This is a genomic window from Mesorhizobium sp. CA14 (genome assembly GCF_020165195.1).
In the GTDB taxonomy this organism is placed as follows: Bacteria; Pseudomonadota; Alphaproteobacteria; order Rhizobiales; family Rhizobiaceae; genus Mesorhizobium.
This window is the reverse complement of sequence record NZ_JAIUHR010000006.1, coordinates 182,451-206,857: the sequence shown is the minus strand read 5'-3', so window position 1 is coordinate 206,857 and position 24,407 is coordinate 182,451. Positions and strand designations below refer to the sequence as shown.

Here is a 24,407-nt window from a genome sequence, read left to right as displayed (position 1 = left end):
TTTGCCTCTCCTCCCCGAAAGACGTGATTATTTCACGTTGACCTTCAGCTCCTGCCACAGCGCCAGGTATTTCTCGCGCTGCGCGTCGGTGATCGGCGCCTGGAACTGGATGCGCTTGGCGACATCCGGGCTGCCCATGACCTTGCGGTTGAAGGCGTCCTCGGGCAGCGCGTCGACCGCCTTGGTGTTGGCCGAAACCGGCGCGCCGACCTTTGTGACCCATTCGACGTAGAATTTCGGGTCGATCATATAGTTGATGAAGGCTTCCGCACCGGCGACGTTCTTCGAACCGACCGGGATCGAGAAGGCGTCGAGCCAGGCGACGGCACCCTCCTGCGGGATGACCAGCGAGACCGGCAGCTTGAAATGCGTCTTGGCGCGGTCGGCCGAGCCGCTCCAATAGGTGCCGATGTCGATCTGGTTGGAGGCGACCATCTGGTTCCAGTCGTTCTCCGAACCCCAGAAGGTCTTGATCTGCGGCATCAACGAGGTGAGCTTCGCCTTGACCGCGTCCATATCCTTGATGTCGTTGATGTCCTGCCCCGACGCGATCGCGCCGAACTGCACCGCCTCGACGGCGTCGTCGCGGATGATGACGCGGCCCTTATGCGCCGGGTTCCACATCTCGGCGATGCTCGTCGGCGGCTTGTCGAAGGATTTGTCGTTGATCGCCAGAGCCGTCAGGCCCCACACCCACGGCACGCCATAGACCTTGCCGTCATGATTGAGCATCGGCGAGTTGGCCTTGTCCTTGGCGATGTCGGCATAGTTGGAAAGCTTCGAGACATCGATCGGCTGGATCAGCTTGCCGGCCATCGCCTGGTCGTTGAAGGCGGCGTTGATCATGACGACGTCGTAGAGGCCGGGATTGGTGCGGATCTTGGTCAGCATCTCCTGTTCGGAGTTGAAGAAGTCGTTGACCACCTTGAAGCCGGTCGCCTTCTCGAAATTGGCGACCGCCCAGGGCTCGTCGGCGCCATAGCCCTTCCAGTTGAGCACATGCACTTCCTCGGCGGCCTGTGCTCCAAGCGTAAATGCTGAGACCAAGACGGCGGTCGCCGTCAGGAAAGCTGTCAGTCTGGGCATGCGCATGTTCTTTTCCTCTCATTGTTTGCCCGGTTGACGGGCTTGTTAAGTTGCAGTCGCTTCCGCCCGGCCGAGCGCGGTCGTCGCTTCGCCGCGCTCAGTCAGGAACTCCTGGATTTCCATGTCGGTCGGTGCCGAAGACCCGCCATGGCGGGTGACCGAAAGTGCGGCGGCCGCATTGGCATAGCGTGCCGCCTCGCAAGCGCCCATGCCGCGCGAAAGGCCACTGACGAATGCGCCGATATGCGTGTCGCCGGCCCCATTGGTATCGACGGCTACCACGTCGAAACCCGGCACCGCGCGGGTGCCGCCATCGGCCATGCGCACGAGACAGCCATGCGCGCCGGCGCGGATGACGACGCCTTCGGCCCTGGGGCAATGTTCGGCGAGCAATCGGATCGCGACGGTCTGGGCATCGCCGGCGCCGGCAATCTCGGCGGCCTCATTGGTGTTGCAGCTCAGCCAGGTCGTACGCGCCAGAACCCTGTCCAGGATCGGCCGTGGAATGTCGGCGATCACCGGTGTCGGATCGAAGACGAAAGGAATGTCAGCCGGCAGCGCTTCGATCCAATCGGCAAGCGCGTCGCGACTGCCAGCATAGCTCAGCGTGTAGCCGGAGGTGAAAACCCAATCACCCGGAATGACTTGGACCAGTTTCATCATGTCCGGTGTGAGCCGGCTCTCGGCGCCCGGCCAGGAGACGAAGGTGCGTTCGGCGTCGCCGCTGATCATGGCGACGCAATTGCCGCTGTCCATCGAAGGCGATGGCGGCGTCAGCGTCTCGATGCCTTCGGCCGCGAAGGCTTTGCGCAGGAAGTCTCCGTCCGGCCCGGTGCCGAGCTGGCCGCCGAACACCACCTTCATGCCGGTGCGGCTTGCCGCCACCATCATGTTGAAGCCGCCGCCGGCGACCCGCGCGTAAGCCGACGCGGTCTTTTCCGTGCCGGCCGCCGGCAAGGCATCGATGCGGTAGACATAGTCGACCACGGCGCTGCCGACATGGACGAGCCGCCCGCTCATCAGGCAACCTCCTTGCCTGCGCCGGTCTTGGAGCCGCGTGCGGCGACCAGGTCGCCAGCCAGCCCGCGAACCTGCGCGATGTCGATGCCATGCAGTTGGGCGATGCGATCCTGCGGCAGCTTCGACAGGCCGGCGCAGGCACCGGCCATGCCGGCGGCAATCGCACCGATCGTGTCGGTGTCGCCACCGAGATTGGCGCCGATGACGGCTGCCCGCCACGCATCGCCTTGCGCGACCTCCAGCACGGCGAAGGCCGCCGGCACCGATTCCTGGCTGGCGACGCCGGTGCCGACCAGATCGACGATCAGCTTGATGGCTTCCTTCTCCGCCTTGCCGCGGACAAGCTCCTGCGCCCAGACGATGCGCGCGGCGATGTCGCCGCCGGTAACCCAATGGCCGAGCGCAGCACCTAGCCTTGCGGCGGCGACCGCATGGTCGGAAGCGCCACGCCAGTCGCCGCCCGAGACGCCGAGGCTGACCGCGGCGGCGACAGCGGCAGCCGATGCAATGGCGATCGAGGTGTTGTGCGTGGCCCGGCAGGTTTCCGCCACCTTGGAAACCAGAGCGTCGAGCGGCTCCGGCGGCATCATGATGCCGACCGGCGCGATGCGCATCGCAGCGCCATTGGTGTCGCCGCCGCGGCCGGCCTCCTCCGCGGGCACGCCGCCGTTGATGGCATCGATAGCGCGCTTGGTCGATGGTCCAAGCAGGTCGTAGCTGCCGCGCGCCTTGACCTCGCGCTCCCAGTCGAGCAGCGCGTTGACCCAGCGCGCATGATCGAAACGCTCGCCGGATTCGACGAGGATGCGGCCAAGCAGGAGCGCCTGTTCGGTATCGTCGGTGATCGCGCCGGCGGGCAGCCCTTTCGACACCGGGTGATCGGCGGCAGGCGCGACGAACTCCTCGACATGGCCGTAGAATTCGGCGATGCGGGCCGGCGACAGAAGCTGCGTCGGCATGCCCAGCGCATCGCCCAGCGCCCCGCCGATCAGCGCGCCCATAGCCCGGTCCATCGGGTCGGCCGCCATGCTCAGAACTCCAGGTGCAGCGCGAAATGCGCCGGGTTGAGCAGGCTCGTGACGAATTCGATGGCGCGTCCGTCGGCGGCGCGCGTCAGGCGGCGTGTGCGCAGGAACGGCGTGCCGGGCGCGCAGGCGAGGATCGCCGCGTCGGCGGCGCTCAGCATCTCGATATCGACCCATTCCTCGCCGTGATCGGGAACGAGCCCTGCCCCGCGCAGCGTCTGGTGCAGCGAACCTTCGCGCAGGCCGCGCAGCGGTATGTCTTCCAACTCCGGCGACAGCGGCAGCCGGCTGCGCTCGATCGAGATGGCATGGCCATCGTCGGCATTGGTGCGGGCCCGATCGACGGCGATGAACGACGGGCTCTCGACGCCGAGCCTGGCCGCCAGTTCGGCGTCCTCGATGATCTCAAGCCGCAATGTGCGGGTCTCGGCATTGGCGCCCGCATTGGCAAGCGCGCGCGACCAGCCGATCGCGTCGTCGACCGGCATGCCGTCGAAGGTGACGAATGAGCCGATGCCGACCTTGGTCGTGATCAGCCCGCGGCTCGACAGTTCCTCGAGCCCCTTGCGGACCGTATTGCGGCTGACGGAGAAGCGCTGGACGAGCTCGTTTTCGCTCTGCAGGCGGTCGCCGAAGCCGAGCAGGCCGGAGCGTATCTCATGCTCCAGAACCGTCGCGATCTGCTCGGGCTTGCCCGTGCCGGGAGTGATCTGCGTCGCGCGACGAGCCATATCGATACCTGTTCAATGAACCTGTATAATCCTGTTCAATATCGGATTGGAATTCCCCCGTCAACGAAGCTTCATCACGATTCAAGAATGGAGGGTTGGGGCGGAATGAACCTGCCTGCATCAACCGGCTGGATCGGAGCCGCGCCGTTCAGACGAAGAAGAACTCCTCGATGCGCTGCTTGGCCTGCCGCAGCGCCGGCAGGATGTCGCGCTGCATCGCCTTGACCGAGAAACGCGCCGACTGCGTCGAGACGTTGATGGCGGCGACGGTGCGGCCGGCGCGGTCGACGATCGGCACCGCGATGGAGCGCAGGCCGAGCTCCAGTTCCTCGTCGACGATGGCGAAGCCCTCGGCCCTTGCCTTGTCAATGGCCTTCCCGAGCGCGGCGCGGCCGGTGATCGTCTTCGGCGTGCGCCGCTCGAGGGTCGCTTGCGTCAGGAAGGCCTGCAACTCGTCCGCCGACAGCCCCGAAAGCAGCACCCGCCCCATCGAGGTGCAGTAGGCCGGCAGTCTCGTGCCGACATCGAGCGCCACGCTCAAGATCCGCCGCCCGGGAATGCGCGCGACATAGACGACGTCCTCACCCGATAGCACCGCCGCGTTGCAGGCCTCGTCGAATTTGCCAGCCACCTCGCGCATGATCGGCGCTGCGAATGTCCAGAGCGATACGCCGCCGAGCCAGGTCCGCGCGACCGTCAAAAGACGCGGCGACAGCGAAAACAGCCGGCCGGACTGCGTCGCATAGCCCGTGGCGACCAATGTCAGCAGAAAGCGGCGGGCGCCCGCGCGGGTGAGATCCGCCTCCTCGGCCATCTCGGTCAGCGTCATGCCGGCCGGATGGCGTGCGAGGATTTCCATCACCGCCAGGCCGCGTTCCAACGAGCCGACATGGTCGCGGGAAATGGCTTCCTCTTCCACTCACTTCTCCAGGCTGGCGTTGACACTACGCAAAGGTTGGAGCTAGAAATATCTCATATAAAACATATGTTCGCAACGCGAACTTTTCGTGAGGCCTGGAGATGGTCAAGTTCCTGCCGCTGAAAGAGGCGGTGACGGAAAACCTGCATGACGGCGATACGGTCGTCTTCGAGGGCTTCACCCATCTGATCCCCACTGCCGCCGCGCATGAGGCGATCCGCCAGGGCTTTCGCGACCTGACGCTGATCCGCATGACGCCCGACCTGATCTACGACCAGATGATCGGCATGGGCATGGCGAGGAAGGTCGTCTTCTCCTATCTCGGCAACCCCGGTGTCGGCCTGCTCAGGCGCGCCCGCGACGCCATCGAGAACGGTTTTCCGCGATCGATCGAGGTCGAGGAACACAGCCATGCCGGCATGGCCAACGCTTATGAAGCGGGCGCCGCCGGCCTGCCCTGCGCGGTGTTTCGCGGCTATCTCGGCGCCGGCCTTGCCGCGGTCAACCCCAACATCAAATCCGTCACCTGCCCCTTCACCGGCGAGGTGCTGGCCGCCGTTCCGGCGATAAGGCCCGACGTCACCTTCATCCACGCGCAGAAGGCGGACCGGAAGGGCAACGTGCTGGTCGAGGGCATCATCGGCATCCAGAAGGAGGCCGTTCTTGCCGCAAAGCGCGCAGTGGTTACGGTCGAGGAAGTGGTCGACAATTTCGACGACCTCCACCCCAATCTCACCGTGCTGCCGAGCTGGACGATCGCGGCGATTTCCGTCGTGCCGGGCGGCTCGCATCCCTCCTATACGCATGGCTATTACGAGCGGGACAACGCCGCCTATCTCGAATGGGACGAGATCGCCGCCGATCGCGACCGCTTCCAGGCGTGGATGCAGAAGAACGTCATCGAGAGCAGCGCGGACGACTTTGCCGGCCGGGTCGAGCATCTGAGGAAAGCCGCATGAGCGACGCGGACAATCTGGGCTTCACCCCGAACGAGATGATGACGATCGCCGCCAGCCGCGCGCTGAAAAGCGACGATGTCTGCTTCGTCGGCATCGGCGCGCCATCGGCCGCCTGCAATGTCGCGCGGCTGACCCATGCGCCCGACATCACGCTGATCTATGAGAGCGGCACCATCGGCACCGCGCCCGACGTTCTGCCGCTGTCGATCGGCGACGGCGAATTGTGCGACACCGCCGTCACCACCGTCGCGGTGCCGGAGATGTTCCGCTACTGGCTGCAGGGTGGCCGCATCTCGATCGGCTTCCTGGGCGCCGCCCAGCTCGACAAATTCGGCAACATCAACACCACGGTCATCGGCGACTATGCGCATCCCAGGACCCGCCTGCCCGGCGGCGGCGGCGCGCCGGAGATCGCCACCTCGTCAAAGCAAGTCTACATCACCGTGGCCCAGTCGAAGCGCGGCATGGTGGAGACAATCGACTTCTTCACCTCCTTCGGCCATGGCGAAGGCGGCGATCATCGCAAGCGCCTCGGCATCGATACCGCCGGGCCGACGCTTTTGATCACCGATCTCGCCATCTGGGAGCCGGACCCTGTGACCAAAGAATTCACAGTGGTGTCGCTGCATCCCGGCGTCACGCGCGAGCAGGTGCAGGAGACCTGTGGCTGGACAGTCAAGTTCGCGGAGGCTCTTGACGAGACGCCGGCGCCGACGGAACTCGAATTGAAGACATTGCGCGACCTGCAAGCCCGCACCAGGGCTGCGCATCAAAGGACCGCTAAAGGGAAAGCTGCATAAATGGCCGAAGCCTTCATCTGCGACTACATCCGCACGCCCATCGGTCGCTTCGGCGGCGCGTTGTCTTCCGTTCGCGCCGACGATCTCGGCGCCATCCCGTTGAGAGTGCTCGTCGAGCACAACAAGGGCCTCGACTGGGCGGCGGTCGATGACGTCGTCTATGGCTGCGCCAACCAGGCCGGCGAGGACAACCGCAACGTTGCGCGCATGGCGCTGCTGCTTGCCGGCTTGCCCCAGGACATTCCGGGGTCGACCGTCAACCGCTTGTGCGGCTCTGGCATGGACGCCGTCACTATCGCTGCGCGCGCCATCAAATCAGGCGAGGCCGAGCTGATGATCGCCGGCGGCGTGGAATCGATGAGCCGAGCGCCCTTCGTCATGCCGAAGGCCGACACCGCCTTCTCGCGCAATGCCGAGATCTACGACACCACCATCGGCTGGCGCTTCGTCAACCCGCTGATGAAGAAGCAGTATGGCGTCGATTCGATGCCGGAGACCGGCGAGAACGTCGCCGAGGATTTTTCCGTCAGCAGAGCCGACCAGGACGCCTTCGCGGTCCGCAGCCAGGACAAGGCGGTCGCCGCGCAAGAAAATGGCCGGCTGGCGAAGGAGATCACGCCGGTGACGATCGCGCAGAAGAAAGGCGATCCGATCGTCGTCGCGAAGGACGAACACCCCCGCGCGGGTACCACCATCGAGGTGCTGGCCAAACTGCCGACTCCGTTCCGCCAAGGCGGCACGGTGACGGCCGGCAACGCCTCGGGCGTCAATGACGGCGCGGCCGCCCTCATCATCGTGTCCGAAGCGGCGGCGAAGAAGCATGGGCTGACGCCGATCGCCCGTATCCTCGGCGGTGCCGTCGCAGGCGTCGCGCCGCGCATCATGGGCATTGGTCCGGCGCCAGCCACGAAGAAGCTTTGCGCCCGCCTCGGCCTAACGCCCGAACAGTTCGACGTCGTCGAATTGAACGAAGCCTTCGCCTCCCAAGGCATCGCCGTGCTGCGCCAGCTCGGCATCGCCGAGGACGCTGCGCACGTCAATCCGAATGGCGGCGCCATCGCGCTTGGTCATCCGCTCGGCATGTCGGGCGCGCGCATTGCAGGCACGGCAGCGCTCGAACTGCGCGAGCGCGGCGGTAAGCTCGCTTTGGCCACCATGTGCATCGGCGTCGGCCAGGGCATCGCCATCGCGCTGGAGCGGGTTTGAGTACCCGGCGCGGTTATGGCCCTGTCCTGAACGGTGTCTAATCTCACCGACCATCAAGCGAGGCGACGAAGCCTCGGATAAGAGCGGTCAGCGCTTCGGGCTGCTCGATGCACGGGATGTGTCCCGCATTGCGGATCACTTCAAAGCGTGCGCCGGGGATCAGGTCGGCCAGGGAGCGGACCAGCTCCGGCGGCGTCGAGCCGTCCTGGTCGCCGACGAGGCAGAGCGTCGGCACCGCGATGCGCCGGGCGCTCTCGGTGAAATCGGCATCGCGCACCGCCATGCAGGTGCCGATATAACCCGGCACCGCCTGCCTGGTCAGCATATTGCGGCAGCCGGCAAGATCCGCGGCGCGCGTGGCATGGAAATGCGGCGTGAACCACCCCTTGAGCACGGCGGCGGCGATCGCCTCGATGCCGTCGCGCTCAACGGTTGCGATGCGGCTGTTCCAGCTCTCGGCGGTGCCGATCTTGTGCGCGGTGTCGCCCAGGATCAACGCATCGACGAGCTCGGGCCGCCGGGCACAGAGCCCTTGCGCGACCATGCCGCCAACCGACAGGCCGTAGAGCACCACCTTATCGAAACCGAAGTGATCTATAAGCCCGCTCAAATCATCGACGTGAACGTCGATCGAGCGAACACCGCTTCCGATATCCGAAAGCCCGTGGCCGCGTTTGTCATAGACGAGCATCGGCATTTCGCCGGTAAGCCGCGCGATGACGTCGTCCCAGATGCGGAAGTCGGTGCCCAGCGAATTGATGAAGATGATCGGACGCGAAGTGCCCTTCGCTTCTATGTAGCGGTGGTGCAGCGCGACGCCGCCGATGCTGACGAATGGCACGATTTTCGATCCTCCGAAGCCACATTGCACGAGGTATCTGGTTCGGCAAATAGCGCCGTCCAGGCTTCGGTCGCTCTTAACCGCACTCGATTCTATCCGAGCGTCAGCCCGGCCTTCTTCGCCTCCTCGCGCAGGAACGGCAGGCCGACCTCGATGACGTCGCGGGGATCCTCCGCCACCGGCCGCCACACGGCGAGCCCCCCGGCGATATCGACATCGACATGGTTCATGCTTTCGAGCGTGATCGCGCCTTCGTAGCCGATGTCGGCGATCGCCTTCATGCAGGCCGCCCAGTTGAGCATGCCGCGCCCCGGCACGCCGCGATTGGCTTCCGACACATGCACATAGCCGAGATAGGGCGCCGCCGCCTCGAAGCCGGAAGCAAAACTCTCTTCCTCGATATGCATATGGTAGGTGTCGAGATGGATGAAGATGTTGTCGGCGCCGACGCGCTCGATGATGCGCGCAGCGTCGATGCCGCGGTTGATCAAATGCGTCTCGTAGCGGTTGCAGGGCTCGATGCCGAGCTTGAGGCTGCGCGACTTCGCCACCTTCGCCGCCCGTTCGAGGAAGCGGCACATGCCGTCGATCTCCCTTTGCGTCGGCGCCCGGCCGGTGGTCTTGCCGATGGTGCCATAGGTGACGCCGCCGAGCGCTTCCGCACCGACCTCGTTGCAGACTTTGAAGGCCGGCTGCAGGAAGTCGAGCGCCTCGTCCGGCCGCTCGACCACGTCGAGCGCGCGCGGCAGGCCGAGCGAGGGGATAAGCTGGACGCCGTAGTGATTGGCGAAGCCCCGCGTGCGCTTGGTGTCGATCTCCTCGGGGCGAAGCAGCGGGATCTCCATCAGGCCGATGCCGAGCTCCTTCAGCCGGTCCATCTGCGGCTCTATGCGGGCGAGATCCCAGACAGGCGCGATGGCGAAAGTGTGCAGTCCGAAGGTGTTCATGTCAGCCTCGTTGCTCATGCGCCGCCGCTGCGGCCGTATCTCCGCCGCCGACGATGCGGCTGACGACTTCGTTCATGTTGGTGTTGGCGGTGACGAGATCGGCATCCGCCCTGCCGTGGCGCAGCACGACGATGCGGTCGGTGACCGACAGCACGTCGTTCAGCCGGTGCGAGATCAGGATGACGGCGATGCCTTCCGATTTCAGCCGCCGGATGAGGTCGAGCACGCTCTGCACCTCGCGCACGGCGAGCGCCGCAGTCGGCTCATCCATGATGACGAGTTTTGGATTGAAGGTAAGCGCACGCGCGATCGCCACCGTCTGCTGTTGGCCGCCGGAGAACGAACCGACCGATCGGTTTATTGACGGCAAATGCGCGCCCAACCGCTCGATCATCTTTGACGCCTGACGATCCATCTCGCTTTTGTCGACGAAGCCCGGGACTAGGCCGAGCAACTTTTTCGTCGGTTCGCGTCCGAGGAAGATATTCGACGCCACATCCTGCTGTTTGGCGAGAGAAAGATCCTGGTAGATCATCTCGATGCCGAGACGGCGGCGCTGGCCGGGATCCAGCGCCAGTATGTCCTTGCCGTCGAATTCGATCGATCCGGTGTCAGCCCGGTAGATGCCGGTGATGGTCTTCATCAGCGTCGACTTGCCGGCGCCATTGTCGCCGACCAGCCCGACCACCTCGCCGGCTGCGACAGAAAGGTCGACGCCATGCAGCACGTCCACCGCGCCAAAACTCTTGCGGATGCCGCGAAGCGAAAGCAGGGTCATACGCGCGACTCCTTCCGCACCTGGTACTGGTCGATGAAGACGGCGAGGATCAGCACTGCGCCGATCGCCATCTGCTGGTAATAGGATTGCACGGCAAGCAGCGTCAGTCCGTTCTGCAAGACGCCCATGATCAGCGCGCCGATCATCGTGCCGAGGATCGAGGCGCGGCCGCCGAACAGGTTGGTGCCGCCGATGATCGCCGCCGTGATCGCGGTAAGCTCGTAGTTGATGCCGGCCGTAGGATCGCCGGCATTGACGCGGGCGGTGAAGAGCAGGCCGGCGAGCCCGGCAAGCGCGCCCGACAGCGTATAGATGATGCGGCGGTGATGCTCGACACGGATGCCGGCCGCGCGGGCAGCACCTTCACTATCCCCCAGCGCCAGCGTGTGTCGGCCGAAGCGCGTGTAGGCGAGCACCGCATGCGCGACGATCGCGGTGAGCACGAAGATGATCACCGGCATAGGGACACCGAAGGGCCTGCCCTGACCGATATAGACGATCTCGGGCGGCAGGCCGTAGATCGCCCTGCCCTTCGAGATGACCAGCGCCAGCCCGCGCGCCAGGCCTAGCATGCCGAGCGTGACAATGAAGGCAGGCACGAACGCGCGGGTGACCAGTTGGCCGTTGATGTAGCCGGCGATCGCGCCGGCCAGAATGCAGGCGATCACCGCCAACACCGACGGCCAGCCGAGATTGACGGCGACGAAGGCGCCCGCGACGCCGGCCAGCCCCATCACGGAGCCGAGCGACAGGTCGAGCCCGCCCGAGCCGATGACGAAGGTGGCGGCGATCGCCAGCACCCCGATCGTCGAGGTGGCCAAAAGGATGTTGAGGAAATTGCTGAGCGACAGGAAATAGGGCGACAGGAGCGCCATCGCCGTGCTCAGCGCCAGAAGCACCACCAGCGACTCCAGCCGGATGTGGAGCCTTTCGACGGATGCGCGCTGCACCCGAGCCCAGAAGCCGGGCTGTTCAGAAGCCATGTCTTTGCACCTTCAGAGAGGGCGGTAAGACAGTAGGCAGTAGGGCTTAGGCAGTAGAGAAATATAAGAGCGATCCGAGCGGTGCGAACCCGCGTGTCTCCCCTACTGCCTACTGCCTACTGCCTACTTACTTCACATATTGCAGCATCGGCTCCTTGCCGGCGTCGAGCACATCCTTGGTCAGCACCAGTGTAGGCACGGCAATGCTTTCCGGTACCTTCTCGCCGCCGAGTGCCTTCTTGACGTTCTCCACCGCCTGCTTGCCCACGAGATAGGGAAGCTGCGCGACAGAGGCGTTAAGGCGGCCTTCCTTGATCGACTTCACCGCATCGACATTGCCGTCGACGCCGATGATCGTCACCTGCGAACCCTTGCCCGCCGCATAGACCGACTCCACCGCACCAAGCGCCATGCCGTCATTGGCGCAGAAGATGGCGACGAGATCGGGATGCGCGGTCAGCGTGTCGGTGGCGATCGAGGCGGCCCTGCCGCGATCCCAGTCGCCCGGCAGCGAGGCGACGATTTCAAGGCCGGGCGCCAGTTCCTTCAGCTTGTCGGCAAAGCCTTTGGCGCGCTTCTCGCCGGTGATGTTGCCGGAGAGGCCTTCGATCACCAGCACCGGACCCTTGGCGTCCTTGCCGAGCTTGTTGGCGAGGTACTCCGCACCCTGCGCGCCGGCGGCGATGTTGTCGGAGCCGATATGGAAGGTCACCTTGACGCCTTCCTTGTCGAGCACCGCCTGGTCGAGATTGTTGTCGAGATCGACGATCTTGATGCCGGCCTCCTGCGCCGACTTCAGGCAGGGCAGAAGATTGGTCGAGTTGATCGCGGCGGTGATCATCGCCACCGGCTTGCGCTCGAGCATCGTGTTGCAAAGGTTGAGCTGCGGCTCGGCCGCTTGGTCGCTCTCGGCTGCCTGCTGGAAATATTTCACCCCGGCTTCCTTGGCGCCGTCCGCGACGCCCTGCGCCATCGCGCCCCAGAACGGGTTGGCCAGCGTCTTCATCAGCACGCCATATTCGCCGTCCTCGGCCCTGGCGGCGCCGACGGCGCAAAACGCAAGCGCGACGCCCACGGCAAGTGTAAATCGATTTATCTTCAGGAAATGCGATATCATTCGATCCTCCGTTCGATCTTTGGCGCCGGACGCCGCGGCCAGGGCCGGCGCATGCTTCCGCTCACGACAATGGGGGCTGTTGTCGATCTCCTCCCCCGGAATGCGGACCGCTGCCTGGCGAGCCAACGGATTCCCGCATCAACACCTGGCAGGGCTCGAGCCGCGCCGTGGGTGGTCCCGCATCACCCTCGACCCTGCGAAACAAAAGGTTCATCGCTTCGCTGGCGATCTGGCGCACCGGCTGCACCACGGCCGCGATCGCCGGCCATGTCACCTGCATCCATTCGGCGTCGTCGAAGCCGACCAGCGCGATATCGTCCGGGCAGTGCCAGCCGCGGCGGCGGAATTCCGACAGCGCAACGAGCGTGCCCTTCAAAAGCAGCGAATAGACGGCGGTCGGCCTCTCGCCGCGCCCGAAATAATCGCGCAGCGAGGATCGCAGCGGCTCGACGCTGACTTCCGACGTGATGACGTCGATGCGTACCGACGGGTTGAGCGTCAGCGCCTGGCTGCGAAAACCTTCCAGGCGCGCCCGCACCGTCGCCGCCTGCTCGGCAAGGCCGATGACCAGTATATGGCTGTGCCCATTGCCGATCAGCATCCGCGCCACTTCGGCGCTGGCGGCGGCGCTGTCGGCCGAGACCGTGTCGAAGGCGTCGTCGGACAAGACGCGGTCGATCAGCACGCCGGTCATGCCGTGGGCTTTCATGAAGGCAGCGGCCGGCCCGTGCTCGTTGCGCACCGGCGCCAGCACCACGCCGGCAACGCGCCAGTCATGCATGCGGGCGAGGATCTCCTTCTCGCGCGTCTCCGATTCACGGCTCGATGCCGCGACCAGCGTATAGCCGCGCTGCTCGGCAAGGCCTTCCAGCTCGGTGACCATCGAACCGAAGAATTCGCTTTCGAATTCCGGCATGATGGCGCCGATGATGCGGCGCTTGGCCCTGCGCATGTCGGAAGCCAGCGGATCGACGCGGTAGCCCAGGCGTTCGACGGCATCGAAGACGCGCTGCGCGTTTTCAGGCTTCACCGTGGTGACGCCGGCCAGCACCTTGGAGACGGTGGCCGCGGACACGCCGGCATGGCTTGCCACGTCGTGGATCGACGGACGCCTTTGCCGGGCTTCCTGTTGCGCCATTGACTTCCTCCCGAGGGCAGGCAGCCGATTAGCCACCTCGCCATTCCAATCGATAAATCGATTTTTCGTCCTTGTAAATCGTTTCACCGGGAGTAAGACTGGAAAGATGCGATTGACGCGATCCAATCGTGTCCCGGGAGGAAAACATGTCCGACAACACCTTGCCGCTGGTGATCAGCGCACCCGAACCGCGCACGCTCGACCTGATCTTCACGCCGCCGCAACTGGCGCTGTTTCGCAAAAAATATCGCATCGTCGAGACAACGCCGGAAGGCGTCGCAAAGTTGCCGCCGGATGTGCTGGCCGAAGCGCGCTACATCGTTGGCCAGCCGCCCATCGACTCGGAAACGCTGCAAAAAATGACGGCGCTGCGCTGCATCTTCAACGTCGAGACCAATCTCCTCAACAACATGCCCTATGAGACGCTGTTCGCGCGCGGCATCCATGTCGTCACCACCGGGCTGGTTTTTGCCGAACCGGTGGCGGAGCTTGGCCTCGCCATGGCGCTGAACCTCGCGCGCAACATCGTCGACGCCGACCTCGCCTTCCGGCAGGGCAAGGAATTGTGGGGCGGCGACGGCAACCAGACCGCGCGGCTTCTCTCCGGCGCCGATGTGGGCATCATCGGCTTCGGCGATCTCGGCCGCGCGCTCAACCGCCTGCTGACCGGTTTTCGCACCCGCATCAAGGTCTATGATCCGTGGCTGCCGCCGTCGATCCTGGTCGACAATGGCGTCGAGCCGGCCTCGCTCGACGAGGTGCTGTCGCAAAGCGATTTCGTCTTCGTCGTCGCTTCGGTCACCAGCGAGAACCAGGGCTTTCTGGGTGCCGATGCCTTTGCCAGGATGCGCAAGGGCGCGGCCTTCATCCTGCTCAGCCGTGCCGGCGTCGTCGATTTCCCGGCGTTGATGCAAGCGGTGAAGAGCGGCCACATCGTCGCCGCAAGCGACGTCTTCCCGGAGGAGCCGCTGGCCAAGAACCATCCCGTCCGCGCCCTCCCCGGCTTCCTGCGTTCGGCGCATCGCGCCGGCGCGCTCGACATCGCCTTCAAGCGCATGGGCGACATGGTGTTAGAGGACATGGACCTCATCGACCGCGGCCTGCCGCCGCTGCGCTCCAAGCGCGCCGAACGCGAGACAGTGTCGCGGATGCGCTCCAAGCCAGTCGACAGGAATTAGTTCGAACAGGCTGTCTAAAGCGAACCCAGCCGAAGCGCGTCGCGCGCGATTTTCCATGCCGTCTCCACATGCCGCCGGGCCGCGGCCTCCGCCGCCTCCGGCTTGCGCGAGCGGATCGCATCCATGATCGCGTGCATTTCGGCGATCGCCGGCTCGCGGCGGTTCTGCGACAGGATTGTCATCGAACGCAGCTGATTGATGCGAACATTGAGACCGGTGACGATCTCCCAGGCTATGCGCTTGTCGGCGGCTTCGAAGAGCACCTCATAGAAGCTCGCCGTCGCCCGCATCACCTCGGCCGGCACGCCCGAGGCCCACGCCTCAAGCAGCTTTGCCAGCGCCGCATCGAGCAGCGCAATCTGATCGTCGGTGGCCGATGTGGCGCAGGCCTTCGCCGCAATGCCTTCCAGCAGCGCGCGCAGCTCGTAGATCTCGTCGGTCCGGCCGAGATCAGGCTTCGCCACGGCCGGCCCATGTCCAGCTATCATCTGCACCAGGCCTTCGGCCTCCAACTGCCGCAGCACCTCGCGCACGACCGAACGGCTGACCCCGAGCTGGTCGCATAACGGCCGCTCGACCAGCCTTTCGCCAGGCTGGAAATGGAAATCCATGATCGCCTCGCGCATGCGCTCCAGCGCCAGTGTCCTCAACGTCTTGGCGGAGCGGTCGATGCGAAGCGTGTCGTCAGCCATTTTTCCTGAATCCCTAGCCTCGTCACAAAAACAGATTCCATGACCAATTGACAAGGCGAATGGCACTCCATAGCATGGTATACCATAAGATGATACAGAAATTGGTGCCGCCGCGAGGTGCTCCATCCCGAGGAATTTCATGCAGCCGGCCATCCGCAAGATCGTAACCTATACCGAGACCACGTTGATCGAGGGCGGCAAGACGGCCCCGCGGCCGCTGCGTCTGATCGGCGTCGCCGCAGTGCTCACCAACCCGTGGGCAGGCCGCGGCTTCACCGAGGACCTCTCGCCCGAGATCCGCGCTTTCGCGCCGGTGCTCGGCGAAACGCTGACCGATGAGATCATCGGCGTAGCAGGTTCGGGCGAGGCCATCGAAGGCTACGGCAAGGCCGCCATTTGCGGCACATCCGGCGAGGTCGAGCATGCTTCGGCGCTGATCCACACGCTGCATTTCGGCAACCGCTATCGCCGCGCTGTCGGCGCCAAGACCTATCTCGCCTTCACCAACCTGCGTGGGGGTCCGAACACGCCGATCATGATCCCGCTGATGGACAAGAACGACGAAGGCCGCCGCTCGCATTACCTGACGGTGCATTTCCAGATCGGCGACGCGCCGGCTCCCGACGAACTGGTCGTGGCGCTCGGCGCATCGATCGGCGGCCGCCCGCATCACCGGATCGGCGATCGCTACCAGGATCTGAAGGAGCTCGGAGATCTGCATGGCTGACGCCGCGACGATCCGCAGCAAGGCACCCGACGGCACCGGATTCATCCGTGCCGGTTCAGGCAGACCGGTTCTGCTCATCCACGGCGTCGGCATGAATGCCGAAATCTGGCAGCCGCAGGTCGCCGCGATGCAGGACCGCTTCGACCTGGTCGCCATCGACATGCTCGGCCATGGCTCTTCGCCTCTCCCGCCGGCGAATGCCCAGCTGTCGGACTTCGCCGATCAGGCGATCCGCCTGCTTGATCATCTCGGCCTCGATCGCGTCGCCGTTGTCGGCCACTCGATGGGTGCGCTGATCGCGCAGGAACTCGCGTTCCGCGCCCCGTCGCGCATTAGCGCCCTCATATGCCTCAACGCCGTCTTCCGGCGCCCACCCGAACTCGCGCAAGCGGTGCGCGAACGGGCGGCAGCGCTCTGCGGACCCAGCGATCCGTCGGCCATCGCCGCCACGATCGCCCGCTGGTTCGGCAATCCGATTCCGCCGGCTCTTTCAGACGCGGCTGCGACGGCCCGCGCGGCGCTCGAAAGCGTCGACGCCGAAGGCTATGCCCGCACCTACCGCCTCTTTGCCAGCGCCGACACCGCGCACACCGATCACCTGGCCGACCTTGCCGCACCCGCGCTGTTCATGACCGGCTCGGAGGATCGCAATTCGACACCCGCCATGTCGGCGGCGATGGCGCGGCTCGCGCCGGCGGGGCGGTGCTTGGTGCTGAATGGCGAAAAGCACATGATGACAATCGCTTCGCCGCAAAAAGTGACTCAACGGATAATTAACTTTCTCGACGAGGCGTCGAGTGCTTCCGCAGACGCGGAGGCCGGTCCGGCATTCGATGCCATGGAGTTCCGGCGCGCGCTCGGCTCCTTCCTGACCGGCGTCACCATCGTCACCACGATCGACGAGGCTGGCGATCCGCGCGGCTTCACCGCCAACTCCTTCACCTCCGTCTCGCTCGACCCGCCGATGGTGCTGGTCTGCATTGCCAAGAAGGCGCTGGGGCATCAGGCCTTCTCGACTGCGAGAGGCTTTGCCATCAACGTCCTGTCGGAAGCCCAGAAATCCGCGTCCGGCATCTTCGCCTCGAAGGTCGCGGACAAATTCGCCTCGGTGGCTTGGCAACCTGGACAGACCGGCAATCCGGTGATCGACGGATCGGTCGCGGTGTTCGATTGCGGCATGGCGCAATTGGTCGATGCCGGCGACCATTCGATCCTCATCGGCCGCGTCCATGACTTCAGCCACAATGGCGCACAGCCTCTCGGTTACTGCCGGGGCGCCTATGTCACGCCGGGCCTGAGCCAGGAGGCGTTGGCGGCGGCCGCTCCGCCCGGAACCGAGGTCGGCGCGATCCTCGAGAACGAAGGCCGCGTGCTCTTCTTCGAGACCGCAGAGGGATCTTACCAATTGCCGGCCGGCCGCGGCCTCGGTGCCGCGAACGACGCCCGCAGCCTCAGGGGAAAACTTGCCGCCAAGGCGATCGATGCCGAGCTCGGCTTCCTCTACGCAGTGTGGGACGACGCGACGGTCGCTGCCCGCACGCACGTCTATTATCGCGGGACGGTGGACGCCCCCGTCTCCGGCGACGGCCAGATCCGCTTTGTCGAGATCGAGCGGATCGCGGAATTGAAGATCGTCGACCCGGCAGTGCGTTCGATGCTCGCCCGCTACGCACGCGAGCGCGCCGAGGACATGTTCGGCGTCTATGTTGGCAACGAGGTCGAAGGCGAGGTCCGGCCGCTCGCAAAGCCGACGCCGTCGACGCCAAGCCATTCCGGCCCAATCCATTCCGGCCAGCGGTGAGACCGATGAAATTTTCGCTTTTCGTCCATATGGAGCGCTCGGATCTCGCCAAGCCGCATTCCGAACTGCTTACGGAGCTTGAAGAACTGGTGCTGCTGGCGGAGCAGGCCGGCTTCGAGACGGCCTGGATCGGCGAGCATCACGGGATGGAATTCACCATCTCGCCGAATCCCTTCATCAACATCGCCTATCTCGCCGCCAAGACGAAAACCATCCGTCTTGGCACCGGCACGATCATCGCGCCCTTCTGGCACCCGATCAAACTCGCCGGCGAAGCGGCAATGGCCGATGTCATCACCGGCGGCAGGCTGGATCTGGGCATCGCGCGCGGCGCTTACAGCTATGAGTATCAGCGCGTTTTCCCAGGGCTCGATGCCTGGGGCGCCGGCCAGCGCATGCGCGAGATGATACCGGCGATCCGCGGCCTCTGGGACGGTGACTACGAGCATTCCGGCGAGTTCTGGCAGTTTCCGCCGACGACCTCCTCGCCGAAGCCTCTGCAAAAGCCCTACCCGCCGATCTGGGTGGCCGCGCGCGACCCGAACTCACACGACTTCGCGATCGCCAACAAATGCCAGGTCCAGGTGACGCCGCTTGCCGCAGGCGACGGCGAGGTGGCCAGCCTGATGGAGCGCTTCAATGCCGCCTGCCAGGCGCATCCGGACATCCCACGGCCGCAGATCATGCTGCTGATGCACACTTTCGTCGCCGAGAGCGCCGCCGACGCCGATCGCCTGACCCGGGACCTGTCGCAGTTCTACTGCCAATTCGGCGCCTGGTTCCAGAACAAGAAACCTGTTCGCCAGGGCGTCTTGGAGTCGCTGACCGAGGAAGAGATCGCGGCGATGCCGCAATACGCGCCGGACAAGATCCGGCAAAACCTGGTCATCGGCCAGGCCGACGAGGTGATCGCCAAGCTGAAGACCTATGAGGCGCAGGGCTACGACCAGTATTCGATCTGGATCGACAGCGGCCTTTCGCACGAGCGCAAGAAGAAATCGCTGCAGCTGTTCGTCGACAAGGTGATGCCGGCTTTCCAGGAGGCGGAGTCGCGATGAGCAGCACCGCCTTCAGGAACTACATAGACGGCCGTTTCACTGAGCCCGCCTCCACCTTCGAAAGCATCGATCCGTCGACGGGCCTGCCCTGGGCGACGATGCCCGCAGCTTCGGTTGCCGATGTCGACCGCGCCGTGGAGGCCGCGCACCGGGCGCTACGCTCCGGCCCATGGGCGGCAATGACCGCAACCGCGCGTGGAAAACTGCTGGTCAGGCTCGGCGATCTCGTCGCCGCCAATGCCAGCCGCCTGGCCGAGCTTGAAACGCGCGACACCGGCAAGATCATCCGCGAGACGCGCGCACAGATCGCCTATGTCGGCGATTACTACCGCTATTATGGCGGACTGGCCGACAAGCATGAAGGCGCTTTCATCCCGATCGACAAGGCCGATATGGAAGTGACGGTTCGGCCCGAGCCGATCGGCGTCGTCGCGGCCGTCGTACCCTGGAACTCGCAGCTCTTCCTGTCGGCGGTCAAGCTCGGCCCGGCGCTGGCCGCCGGCTGCACCGTCGTTCTCAAGGCCTCCGAGGATGGGCCGGCGCCGCTGCTGGCTTTCGCCGAGCTCGTCCATGAGGCCGGCTTCCCTGCCGGCAGCGTCAACATCCTCACCGGCTTCGGCCATGATTGCGGGCACCGCCTGACCAGCCATCGGCTGGTCGCGCGCGTCGCCTTCACCGGCGGCCCTTCGACCGCCCGACGGATTGTCGCCAACACCGCCGAGAACCTCGCTTACACGACGCTCGAGCTCGGTGGCAAAAGCCCGGTCGTCGTCTTCGCCGACGCCGATCTCGACAGCGCCGCCAATGCGGTTGTCGCCGGCATCTTCGCGGCCACCGGCCAGAGTTGCGTCGCGGGCTCGCGGCTGCTGGTCGAGCGCTCGGTCAAGGACGATTTCCTCGCGCGGCTGAAGCGCAAGGCGGAAGCCATCGTCATCGGCGACCCGCAGGATCCCGCGACCGAGATGGGCCCACTGGCGACCTCGCGCCAGCGCGAAAGGATCGAGGCGATCGTGGCGGAGAGCGCGGCGGCAGGCGGCCGACTGGTCACCGGCGGCGCGCGGCCGAAGGGCAAGGCCGACGGATACTACTACGCGCCGACCATCATAGAGGCGCAGGACCAGGCTCTCGCCTGCGTGCGCGAAGAGCTGTTCGGTCCGGTGCTGAGTGTGCTTGCCTTCGACAGCGAGGCTGAAGCGCTGGATTTGGCCAACGACACGCAATTCGGGCTCGCCTCCGGCGTCTTCACCTCAAATCTCGCCAAGGCGCATCGCATGGCCCGCGGCATCCATGCCGGCGTCGTCTGGGTCAACACTTACCGCGCCGTCTCGCCGCTGGTTCCTTTCGGCGGCTACGGCCTTTCCGGCCTCGGCCGCGAAGGCGGCCTCGACGCCATCCGCGATTACACGCGCTCGAAATCGGTATGGATCCGCACCTCGGACGACCCGATCCCCGATCCTTTCATCATGCGCTGAGACGGCATGGCGAGGGTGCAGACAAGAACAAGAAACGGAACAACCAATCAGAGGAGAACGACATGAAACTGATTTTCGCCGGCATCCTTGCCGGACTGATGGCGACCACGGCCGCGAAGGCCGATGAAATGGTGTTCACCAGCTGGGGCGGGACGACGCAGGAAGCCCAGACCAAATCCTGGGCCGAGCCTTTCACCACCTCTTCGGGCATCAAGGTGCTGCAGGACGGGCCGACCGACTACGGCAAGCTGAAGGCCATGGTCGACGCCAAGAACGTCACCTGGGACGTCGTCGATGTCGAGATGGATTTCGCCATCAAGGCGGCCAAGGATGGGTTGCTCGAGCCGATCGACTTCGCCGTCGTGCCGAAGGCCGATCTCGACCCGCGCTTCAGCAATGAGAACGCCGTCGGCAGCTTTTACTATTCCTTCGTGCTTGCCTGGAACAAGGGCGCCGTCTCCGGCGAGCCGGGAAGCTGGGCGGACATGTTCGACACCAAGAAGTTTCCGGGCAAGCGCACCTTCTACAAATGGTCGGCGCCGGGCGTGATCGAGATCGCGCTGCTCGCCGACGGCGTGCCGGCCGACAAGCTCTATCCGCTCGACCTCGACCGCGCCTTCAAGAAGCTCGACACCATCAAGTCGGACATCGTCTGGTGGGGCGGCGGCGCCGAATCGCAGCAGCTGATCGCCTCCGGCGAGGCCGCCTTCGGCCAGCTCTGGAACGGCCGCGTCTTCGCGCTCGAGAAGGACGGCGCCGATGTCGGCGTGTCGTGGAACCAGAACCTCACCGCCGCCGACGTCCTGGTGGTGCCGAAGGGCGCCAGGAACAAGGACGGCGCCATGAAGTTCCTCGCCGCGGCGACCAGCCCGACCGGGCAGGCGAAATTCGCCGAGGCGAGCGGCTACGCGCCGATCAACACCAAGGCCAAGGCGGAAATGCCCGCCGACGTGGTCAAGGGCTTGCCCGACGCCCATGTCGACGGCCAGATCAACCTCGACATGAACTACTGGGCCGAGCATCGCGACGAGATCGCCACGCGCTGGTACGCCTGGCAGGCGAAGTAGACGCCGCCTTTTCGTGACAAGGATCGGGACGGCGCTCGCCGTCCCGATCCGCAATCCGGGATTACTACCTCATGTCGGTGGAAGCACAGCAAGGGATCACAACCTCGCGCATACCGGCAGGCCTGGGCGGCCTGTTTCCGGCGTTGATCCTGATCGGGTTGTTTTTCGTCGTGCCGGTGCTGGCGCTCCTGCTGCGCAGCGTCACCGACCCCGCTCCAGGCCTGCAGAATTACGCGGCGCTGCTGGGCGACGGCACCTACGTGCGGGTGTTCTTCAATACTTTCGTGGTCGCCTTCGTCGTCACCATCGTCACCGTGGTCGTCGCCTTCCCCGTTGCCTGGATGCTGGCGATCATGCCGCCGGCGCTCGCCTCGATCCTGTTCGGCATCATCATCCTCTCGATGTGGACGAACCTCTTGACCCGCACCTATGCCTGGATGGTGCTGTTGCAGCGCACCGGCGTCATCAACCGGGCGCTGATGGGCGCCGGCATCATCGATCAGCCACTGCCGCTGATCAACAATCTCACCGGCGTCACCATCGGCATGGTCTACATCATGCTGCCCTTCATGATCCTGCCGCTGGTCGGCACCTTGCGCGCGATCGATCCAATGACTTTGCGCGCAGCCGCTCTTTGTGGTGCCAGCCCGTTCGCCGCCTTCAGGCGCATCCTGTTGCCGCTGTCATTGCCCGGCATCGCCGCCGGCGGCCTGATGGTCTTCGTCATGTCGCTCGGCTATTTCGTCACGCCGGCGCTGCTCGGCGGCACGTCGAACATGATGCTCGCCGAAATGATCGCGCAAATGATCCAGTCGCTGCTTAACTGGGGCCTGGGGAGTGCTGCCGCCTTCATTCTGCTCGTCGTCACCATGGCGCTTTATGCGTTGCAGCTGCGCCTGGTCGGGTCAAAACGCGCGGCGGGAGGCGCCTGAGATGCTGCTCGACTATGACCGCCTCGGCTGGTTGAAGGCAGCACTGCTCGCCTTCACCGCGCTGGTCGCCGCCTTCCTGCTGCTGCCCGTGGTCTTCATTGTGCTCCTCTCCTTCGGCTCCTCGCGTTGGCTGGCCTTTCCGCCCCCCGGCTGGACGCTGAAATGGTATCAGGAGCTGTTCGCCGATCCCTCCTGGATCGAAGCGGCCCTCACCAGCGCGCGTATCGCTACGATGACGGCGATCCTCGCCGTCGCCATCGGCCTGCTCGCCTCCTTCGCGCTGATTCGCGGCCAGTTCCGCGGCCGCGAGGTCCTGCGCGGGCTGCTGCTCACGCCGATGGTCCTGCCGGTTGTCGTTTTCGCTATCGCCATCTACGCCTTCTTCCTGCGGCTTGGCCTCGGCGGCACCACCATCGGCTTCGTCGTCGCTCACACGGTGCTGGCGCTGCCTTTCGCCATCATCCCGATCGCGACCGCTCTGGAAGGCTTCGACAAGTCGATCGAGGATGCGGCCATCGTCTGCGGCGCCAGCCCGCTGCAGGCCAAGCTCAGGATCACCCTGCCGTCGATCCGCATCGGCATCTTCTCCGCCGCGATCTTTTCCTTCCTGGCGTCATGGGATGAGGTCGTGGTCGCTATCTTCATGGCGAGCCCCACCCTGCAGACGTTGCCGGTCAAGATCTGGGGCAGTCTCCGCTCCGACCTCACCCCCGTCATCGCCGCCGCCTCCAGTCTGCTGGTCGCGCTCACGCTGGCCCTGATGATCGTGACGGCACTCTTGCGCCGAAAGCTGCAGACATGACCCAACCCTTTCTCTCGATCCGCAAATTGCGCAAGGCGTTCGGCGCCTTTACCGCCGTTCATAATGTGACGCTGGATATTCCGAAGGGCGAATTCCTGACCTTCCTCGGGCCGTCCGGTTCCGGCAAGTCGACCACGCTCTATGCCATCGCCGGCTTCCAGGATCCGACCTCCGGCGACGTGCTGCTGCAGGGCAAGTCGCTGCTTTCAGTGCCCTCGCACAAGCGCAACATCGGCATGGTCTTTCAGCGCTACACGCTGTTCCCGCACCTGAGCGTCGCGGAAAACGTCGCCTTCCCACTTCGCGTCCGCCGCCGGCCGGAGACCGAGGTCAGGCGCAAGGTCGCCGACATGCTCTCCTTAGTGCGGCTGGAAAGCTTCGCCGAGCGTCTGCCCGCGGCGCTCTCGGGCGGTCAGCAGCAGCGCGTCGCGCTTGCCCGCGCGCTGGCCTATGATCCGCCGATCCTGCTGATGGACGAACCACTGTCGGCACTGGACAAGAAGCTGCGCGAGGAGATCCAGGCCGAGATCCGCCGCATCCATCGCGAAACCGGCGTCACCATCCTTTACGTCACCCACGATCAGGAAGAAGCGCTGCATCTGTCGGACCGCATCGCCCTCTTCAGGGATGGCCGCATCGAACAGATCGGCACCGGCGAAGACCTCTATCTTAGGCCCACAACCGATTTTGTTGCCGGCTTCATCGGCAACTCGAATTTCCTCGCTGCCGAGCATCTGGAAACCGTGGGCGGCGCCTCGACCATTCGCCTCGCTGACGGCGCGCTTGTCTCCGGCATAAACGCCAATGGCAGCTTCGCGCCCGGACAGAAAACCAGGCTGATGATCAGGCCGGAAGCATTTCGCCTGGAGCGCTCGTCGAACAATGCGGAGCTTTCGGTCGAGATCGTCGATGTCGCTTTCTACGGTGAACGCCGGCGTATTGTGGCGCGCACGAGCGCCGGACAGGAAATCGACATCCGGCCGACATCTTCGGCAGCGGCAACGCATGATGCCTCGCCGGGCAGGCGGCAGGTATTCTTCGATCCTGCCGGTGCCTTCCTGTTTCCTGCGCCGAGCAAAACCGGCAAGGAGCTGACGTATTAATGGTCCCGATCAAAGTTGAACGATC

The 24,407-nt window shown here is 64.9% G+C and carries 24 protein-coding genes; 12 read left to right on the top strand and 12 right to left on the bottom strand.

The features are described 5' to 3' along the window. Positions 1-27 precede the first annotated feature (27 nt). The 5 genes from LB565_RS10230 to LB565_RS10210 form a co-directional block, all read right to left on the bottom strand. Positions 28-1,092: an ABC transporter substrate-binding protein gene (locus LB565_RS10230; RefSeq protein WP_224583483.1), complete on the bottom strand. Its 1,065-nt coding sequence runs from the start codon at positions 1,090-1,092 to the stop codon at positions 28-30. Positions 1,093-1,131: 39 nt separating this feature from the next. Continuing rightward, positions 1,132-2,106 carry a PfkB family carbohydrate kinase gene (locus LB565_RS10225; RefSeq protein WP_224583481.1) on the bottom strand — a complete coding sequence of 325 codons (975 nt, stop codon included), beginning with the start codon at positions 2,104-2,106 and terminating at the stop codon, positions 1,132-1,134. After that, positions 2,106-3,134, bottom strand: a complete 1,029-nt coding sequence (locus tag LB565_RS10220) for an ADP-ribosylglycohydrolase family protein (protein ID WP_224583479.1) — start codon at positions 3,132-3,134, stop codon at positions 2,106-2,108. Before LB565_RS10220 ends, LB565_RS10225 begins: the two co-directional genes overlap by 1 nt. A gap of 2 nt (positions 3,135-3,136) precedes the next feature. Beyond that, complete coding sequence (locus LB565_RS10215; protein ID WP_224583476.1) at positions 3,137-3,862, bottom strand: GntR family transcriptional regulator; 726 nt, start codon at positions 3,860-3,862, stop codon at positions 3,137-3,139. Positions 3,863-4,010: 148 nt separating this feature from the next. Then, positions 4,011-4,781, bottom strand: coding sequence for an IclR family transcriptional regulator C-terminal domain-containing protein (locus LB565_RS10210; protein ID WP_224583475.1), 771 nt, complete (start codon positions 4,779-4,781; stop codon positions 4,011-4,013). A gap of 101 nt (positions 4,782-4,882) precedes the next feature. On the opposite strand from LB565_RS10210, the gene LB565_RS10205 reads away from it, so the two are divergent. The 3 genes from LB565_RS10205 to pcaF are packed head-to-tail and all read left to right on the top strand — an operon-like array spanning position 4,883 to position 7,746. Further along, positions 4,883-5,740, top strand: coding sequence for a CoA transferase subunit A (locus tag LB565_RS10205; RefSeq protein WP_224583472.1), 858 nt, complete (start codon positions 4,883-4,885; stop codon positions 5,738-5,740). Then, positions 5,737-6,540, top strand: a complete 804-nt coding sequence (locus LB565_RS10200) for a CoA-transferase subunit beta (protein WP_224583470.1) — start codon at positions 5,737-5,739, stop codon at positions 6,538-6,540. Before LB565_RS10205 ends, LB565_RS10200 begins: the two co-directional genes overlap by 4 nt. Then, positions 6,541-7,746: a 3-oxoadipyl-CoA thiolase gene (pcaF, locus tag LB565_RS10195; protein WP_224583468.1), complete on the top strand. Its 1,206-nt coding sequence runs from the start codon at positions 6,541-6,543 to the stop codon at positions 7,744-7,746. It begins immediately after the preceding gene. A 43-nt stretch (positions 7,747-7,789) separates the two neighbouring features. On the opposite strand, the gene pcaD is transcribed toward pcaF, so the two are convergent. The 6 genes from pcaD to LB565_RS10165 form a co-directional block, all read right to left on the bottom strand. Then, on the bottom strand, positions 7,790-8,587 hold the full coding sequence (gene pcaD, locus LB565_RS10190) for a 3-oxoadipate enol-lactonase (protein WP_224583465.1): 798 nt from the start codon (positions 8,585-8,587) through the stop codon (positions 7,790-7,792). A gap of 92 nt (positions 8,588-8,679) precedes the next feature. After that, positions 8,680-9,534 carry a sugar phosphate isomerase/epimerase family protein gene (locus LB565_RS10185; RefSeq protein ID WP_224583464.1) on the bottom strand — a complete coding sequence of 285 codons (855 nt, stop codon included), beginning with the start codon at positions 9,532-9,534 and terminating at the stop codon, positions 8,680-8,682. Between the two features lies 1 nt (position 9,535). Further along, entirely contained in the window at positions 9,536-10,312 is a 777-nt protein-coding gene (locus LB565_RS10180) for an ATP-binding cassette domain-containing protein (protein WP_224583462.1), read from the bottom strand. Then, entirely contained in the window at positions 10,309-11,295 is a 987-nt protein-coding gene (locus LB565_RS10175) for an ABC transporter permease (protein ID WP_224583460.1), read from the bottom strand. The genes LB565_RS10180 and LB565_RS10175 overlap by 4 nt, the downstream gene beginning before the upstream one ends. Before the next feature lie 127 nt (positions 11,296-11,422). Beyond that, on the bottom strand, positions 11,423-12,412 hold the full coding sequence (locus LB565_RS10170) for a substrate-binding domain-containing protein (RefSeq protein WP_224583458.1): 990 nt from the start codon (positions 12,410-12,412) through the stop codon (positions 11,423-11,425). Between the two features lie 61 nt (positions 12,413-12,473). Further along, the gene (locus tag LB565_RS10165) at positions 12,474-13,550 is read right to left on the bottom strand and encodes a LacI family DNA-binding transcriptional regulator (protein WP_224583456.1); all 1,077 of its coding nucleotides are present in this window, start codon (positions 13,548-13,550) and stop codon (positions 12,474-12,476) included. A 146-nt stretch (positions 13,551-13,696) separates the two neighbouring features. Here LB565_RS10165 and LB565_RS10160 point away from each other — a divergent pair, with 146 nt between their 5' ends. Further along, positions 13,697-14,728, top strand: coding sequence for a hydroxyacid dehydrogenase (locus LB565_RS10160; RefSeq protein WP_224583454.1), 1,032 nt, complete (start codon positions 13,697-13,699; stop codon positions 14,726-14,728). Between the two features lie 14 nt (positions 14,729-14,742). Here the strand turns inward: LB565_RS10160 and LB565_RS10155 are convergent, their stop codons facing one another. Further along, positions 14,743-15,420, bottom strand: a complete 678-nt coding sequence (locus tag LB565_RS10155; RefSeq protein ID WP_224583453.1) for a GntR family transcriptional regulator — start codon at positions 15,418-15,420, stop codon at positions 14,743-14,745. A gap of 139 nt (positions 15,421-15,559) precedes the next feature. Here LB565_RS10155 and LB565_RS10150 point away from each other — a divergent pair, with 139 nt between their 5' ends. The 8 genes from LB565_RS10150 to LB565_RS10115 all read left to right on the top strand — a co-directional run bounded on the left by LB565_RS10150 (position 15,560) and on the right by LB565_RS10115 (position 24,382). Further along, a complete protein-coding gene (locus LB565_RS10150; protein WP_224583451.1) occupies positions 15,560-16,147 on the top strand; it encodes an amino acid synthesis family protein in 588 nt (195 codons plus the stop codon). Further along, positions 16,140-17,948, top strand: a complete 1,809-nt coding sequence (locus tag LB565_RS10145) for an alpha/beta fold hydrolase (protein ID WP_224583449.1) — start codon at positions 16,140-16,142, stop codon at positions 17,946-17,948. The genes LB565_RS10150 and LB565_RS10145 overlap by 8 nt, the downstream gene beginning before the upstream one ends. Positions 17,949-17,953: 5 nt before the next feature. Beyond that, positions 17,954-19,006 carry an LLM class flavin-dependent oxidoreductase gene (locus LB565_RS10140; RefSeq protein ID WP_224583447.1) on the top strand — a complete coding sequence of 351 codons (1,053 nt, stop codon included), beginning with the start codon at positions 17,954-17,956 and terminating at the stop codon, positions 19,004-19,006. Beyond that, positions 19,003-20,478, top strand: a complete 1,476-nt coding sequence (locus LB565_RS10135; protein ID WP_224583445.1) for an aldehyde dehydrogenase — start codon at positions 19,003-19,005, stop codon at positions 20,476-20,478. The genes LB565_RS10140 and LB565_RS10135 overlap by 4 nt, the downstream gene beginning before the upstream one ends. Before the next feature lie 62 nt (positions 20,479-20,540). Then, complete coding sequence (locus LB565_RS10130) at positions 20,541-21,545, top strand: ABC transporter substrate-binding protein (RefSeq protein ID WP_224583443.1); 1,005 nt, start codon at positions 20,541-20,543, stop codon at positions 21,543-21,545. A gap of 71 nt (positions 21,546-21,616) precedes the next feature. After that, positions 21,617-22,477: an ABC transporter permease gene (locus tag LB565_RS10125; protein WP_224583441.1), complete on the top strand. Its 861-nt coding sequence runs from the start codon at positions 21,617-21,619 to the stop codon at positions 22,475-22,477. Position 22,478: 1 nt separating this feature from the next. Then, positions 22,479-23,279, top strand: coding sequence for an ABC transporter permease (locus tag LB565_RS10120; RefSeq protein WP_224583439.1), 801 nt, complete (start codon positions 22,479-22,481; stop codon positions 23,277-23,279). Beyond that, positions 23,276-24,382 carry an ABC transporter ATP-binding protein gene (locus tag LB565_RS10115; RefSeq protein WP_224583437.1) on the top strand — a complete coding sequence of 369 codons (1,107 nt, stop codon included), beginning with the start codon at positions 23,276-23,278 and terminating at the stop codon, positions 24,380-24,382. Before LB565_RS10120 ends, LB565_RS10115 begins: the two co-directional genes overlap by 4 nt. The last annotated feature ends 25 nt before the right edge of the window (positions 24,383-24,407 follow it).

Bases quoted from the DNA above. Each gene is read 5' to 3' on its own strand.
- LB565_RS10230 (WP_224583483.1), bottom strand. From the start codon at position 1,092: ATGCGCATGCCCAGACTGACAGCTTTCCTGACGGCGACCGCCGTCTTG.
- LB565_RS10225 (WP_224583481.1), bottom strand. From the start codon at position 2,106: ATGAGCGGGCGGCTCGTCCATGTCGGCAGCGCCGTGGTCGACTATGTC.
- LB565_RS10220 (WP_224583479.1), bottom strand. From the start codon at position 3,134: ATGGCGGCCGACCCGATGGACCGGGCTATGGGCGCGCTGATCGGCGGG.
- LB565_RS10215 (WP_224583476.1), bottom strand. From the start codon at position 3,862: ATGGCTCGTCGCGCGACGCAGATCACTCCCGGCACGGGCAAGCCCGAG.
- LB565_RS10205 (WP_224583472.1), top strand. From the start codon at position 4,883: ATGGTCAAGTTCCTGCCGCTGAAAGAGGCGGTGACGGAAAACCTGCAT.
- LB565_RS10200 (WP_224583470.1), top strand. From the start codon at position 5,737: ATGAGCGACGCGGACAATCTGGGCTTCACCCCGAACGAGATGATGACG.
- pcaF (WP_224583468.1), top strand. From the start codon at position 6,541: ATGGCCGAAGCCTTCATCTGCGACTACATCCGCACGCCCATCGGTCGC.
- LB565_RS10185 (WP_224583464.1), bottom strand. From the start codon at position 9,534: ATGAACACCTTCGGACTGCACACTTTCGCCATCGCGCCTGTCTGGGAT.
- LB565_RS10180 (WP_224583462.1), bottom strand. From the start codon at position 10,312: ATGACCCTGCTTTCGCTTCGCGGCATCCGCAAGAGTTTTGGCGCGGTG.
- LB565_RS10175 (WP_224583460.1), bottom strand. From the start codon at position 11,295: ATGGCTTCTGAACAGCCCGGCTTCTGGGCTCGGGTGCAGCGCGCATCC.
- LB565_RS10170 (WP_224583458.1), bottom strand. From the start codon at position 12,412: ATGATATCGCATTTCCTGAAGATAAATCGATTTACACTTGCCGTGGGC.
- LB565_RS10165 (WP_224583456.1), bottom strand. From the start codon at position 13,550: ATGGCGCAACAGGAAGCCCGGCAAAGGCGTCCGTCGATCCACGACGTG.
- LB565_RS10160 (WP_224583454.1), top strand. From the start codon at position 13,697: ATGTCCGACAACACCTTGCCGCTGGTGATCAGCGCACCCGAACCGCGC.
- LB565_RS10155 (WP_224583453.1), bottom strand. From the start codon at position 15,420: ATGGCTGACGACACGCTTCGCATCGACCGCTCCGCCAAGACGTTGAGG.
- LB565_RS10150 (WP_224583451.1), top strand. From the start codon at position 15,560: ATGCAGCCGGCCATCCGCAAGATCGTAACCTATACCGAGACCACGTTG.
- LB565_RS10145 (WP_224583449.1), top strand. From the start codon at position 16,140: ATGGCTGACGCCGCGACGATCCGCAGCAAGGCACCCGACGGCACCGGA.
- LB565_RS10140 (WP_224583447.1), top strand. From the start codon at position 17,954: ATGAAATTTTCGCTTTTCGTCCATATGGAGCGCTCGGATCTCGCCAAG.
- LB565_RS10135 (WP_224583445.1), top strand. From the start codon at position 19,003: ATGAGCAGCACCGCCTTCAGGAACTACATAGACGGCCGTTTCACTGAG.
- LB565_RS10130 (WP_224583443.1), top strand. From the start codon at position 20,541: ATGAAACTGATTTTCGCCGGCATCCTTGCCGGACTGATGGCGACCACG.
- LB565_RS10125 (WP_224583441.1), top strand. From the start codon at position 21,617: ATGTCGGTGGAAGCACAGCAAGGGATCACAACCTCGCGCATACCGGCA.
- LB565_RS10120 (WP_224583439.1), top strand. From the start codon at position 22,479: ATGCTGCTCGACTATGACCGCCTCGGCTGGTTGAAGGCAGCACTGCTC.
- LB565_RS10115 (WP_224583437.1), top strand. From the start codon at position 23,276: ATGACCCAACCCTTTCTCTCGATCCGCAAATTGCGCAAGGCGTTCGGC.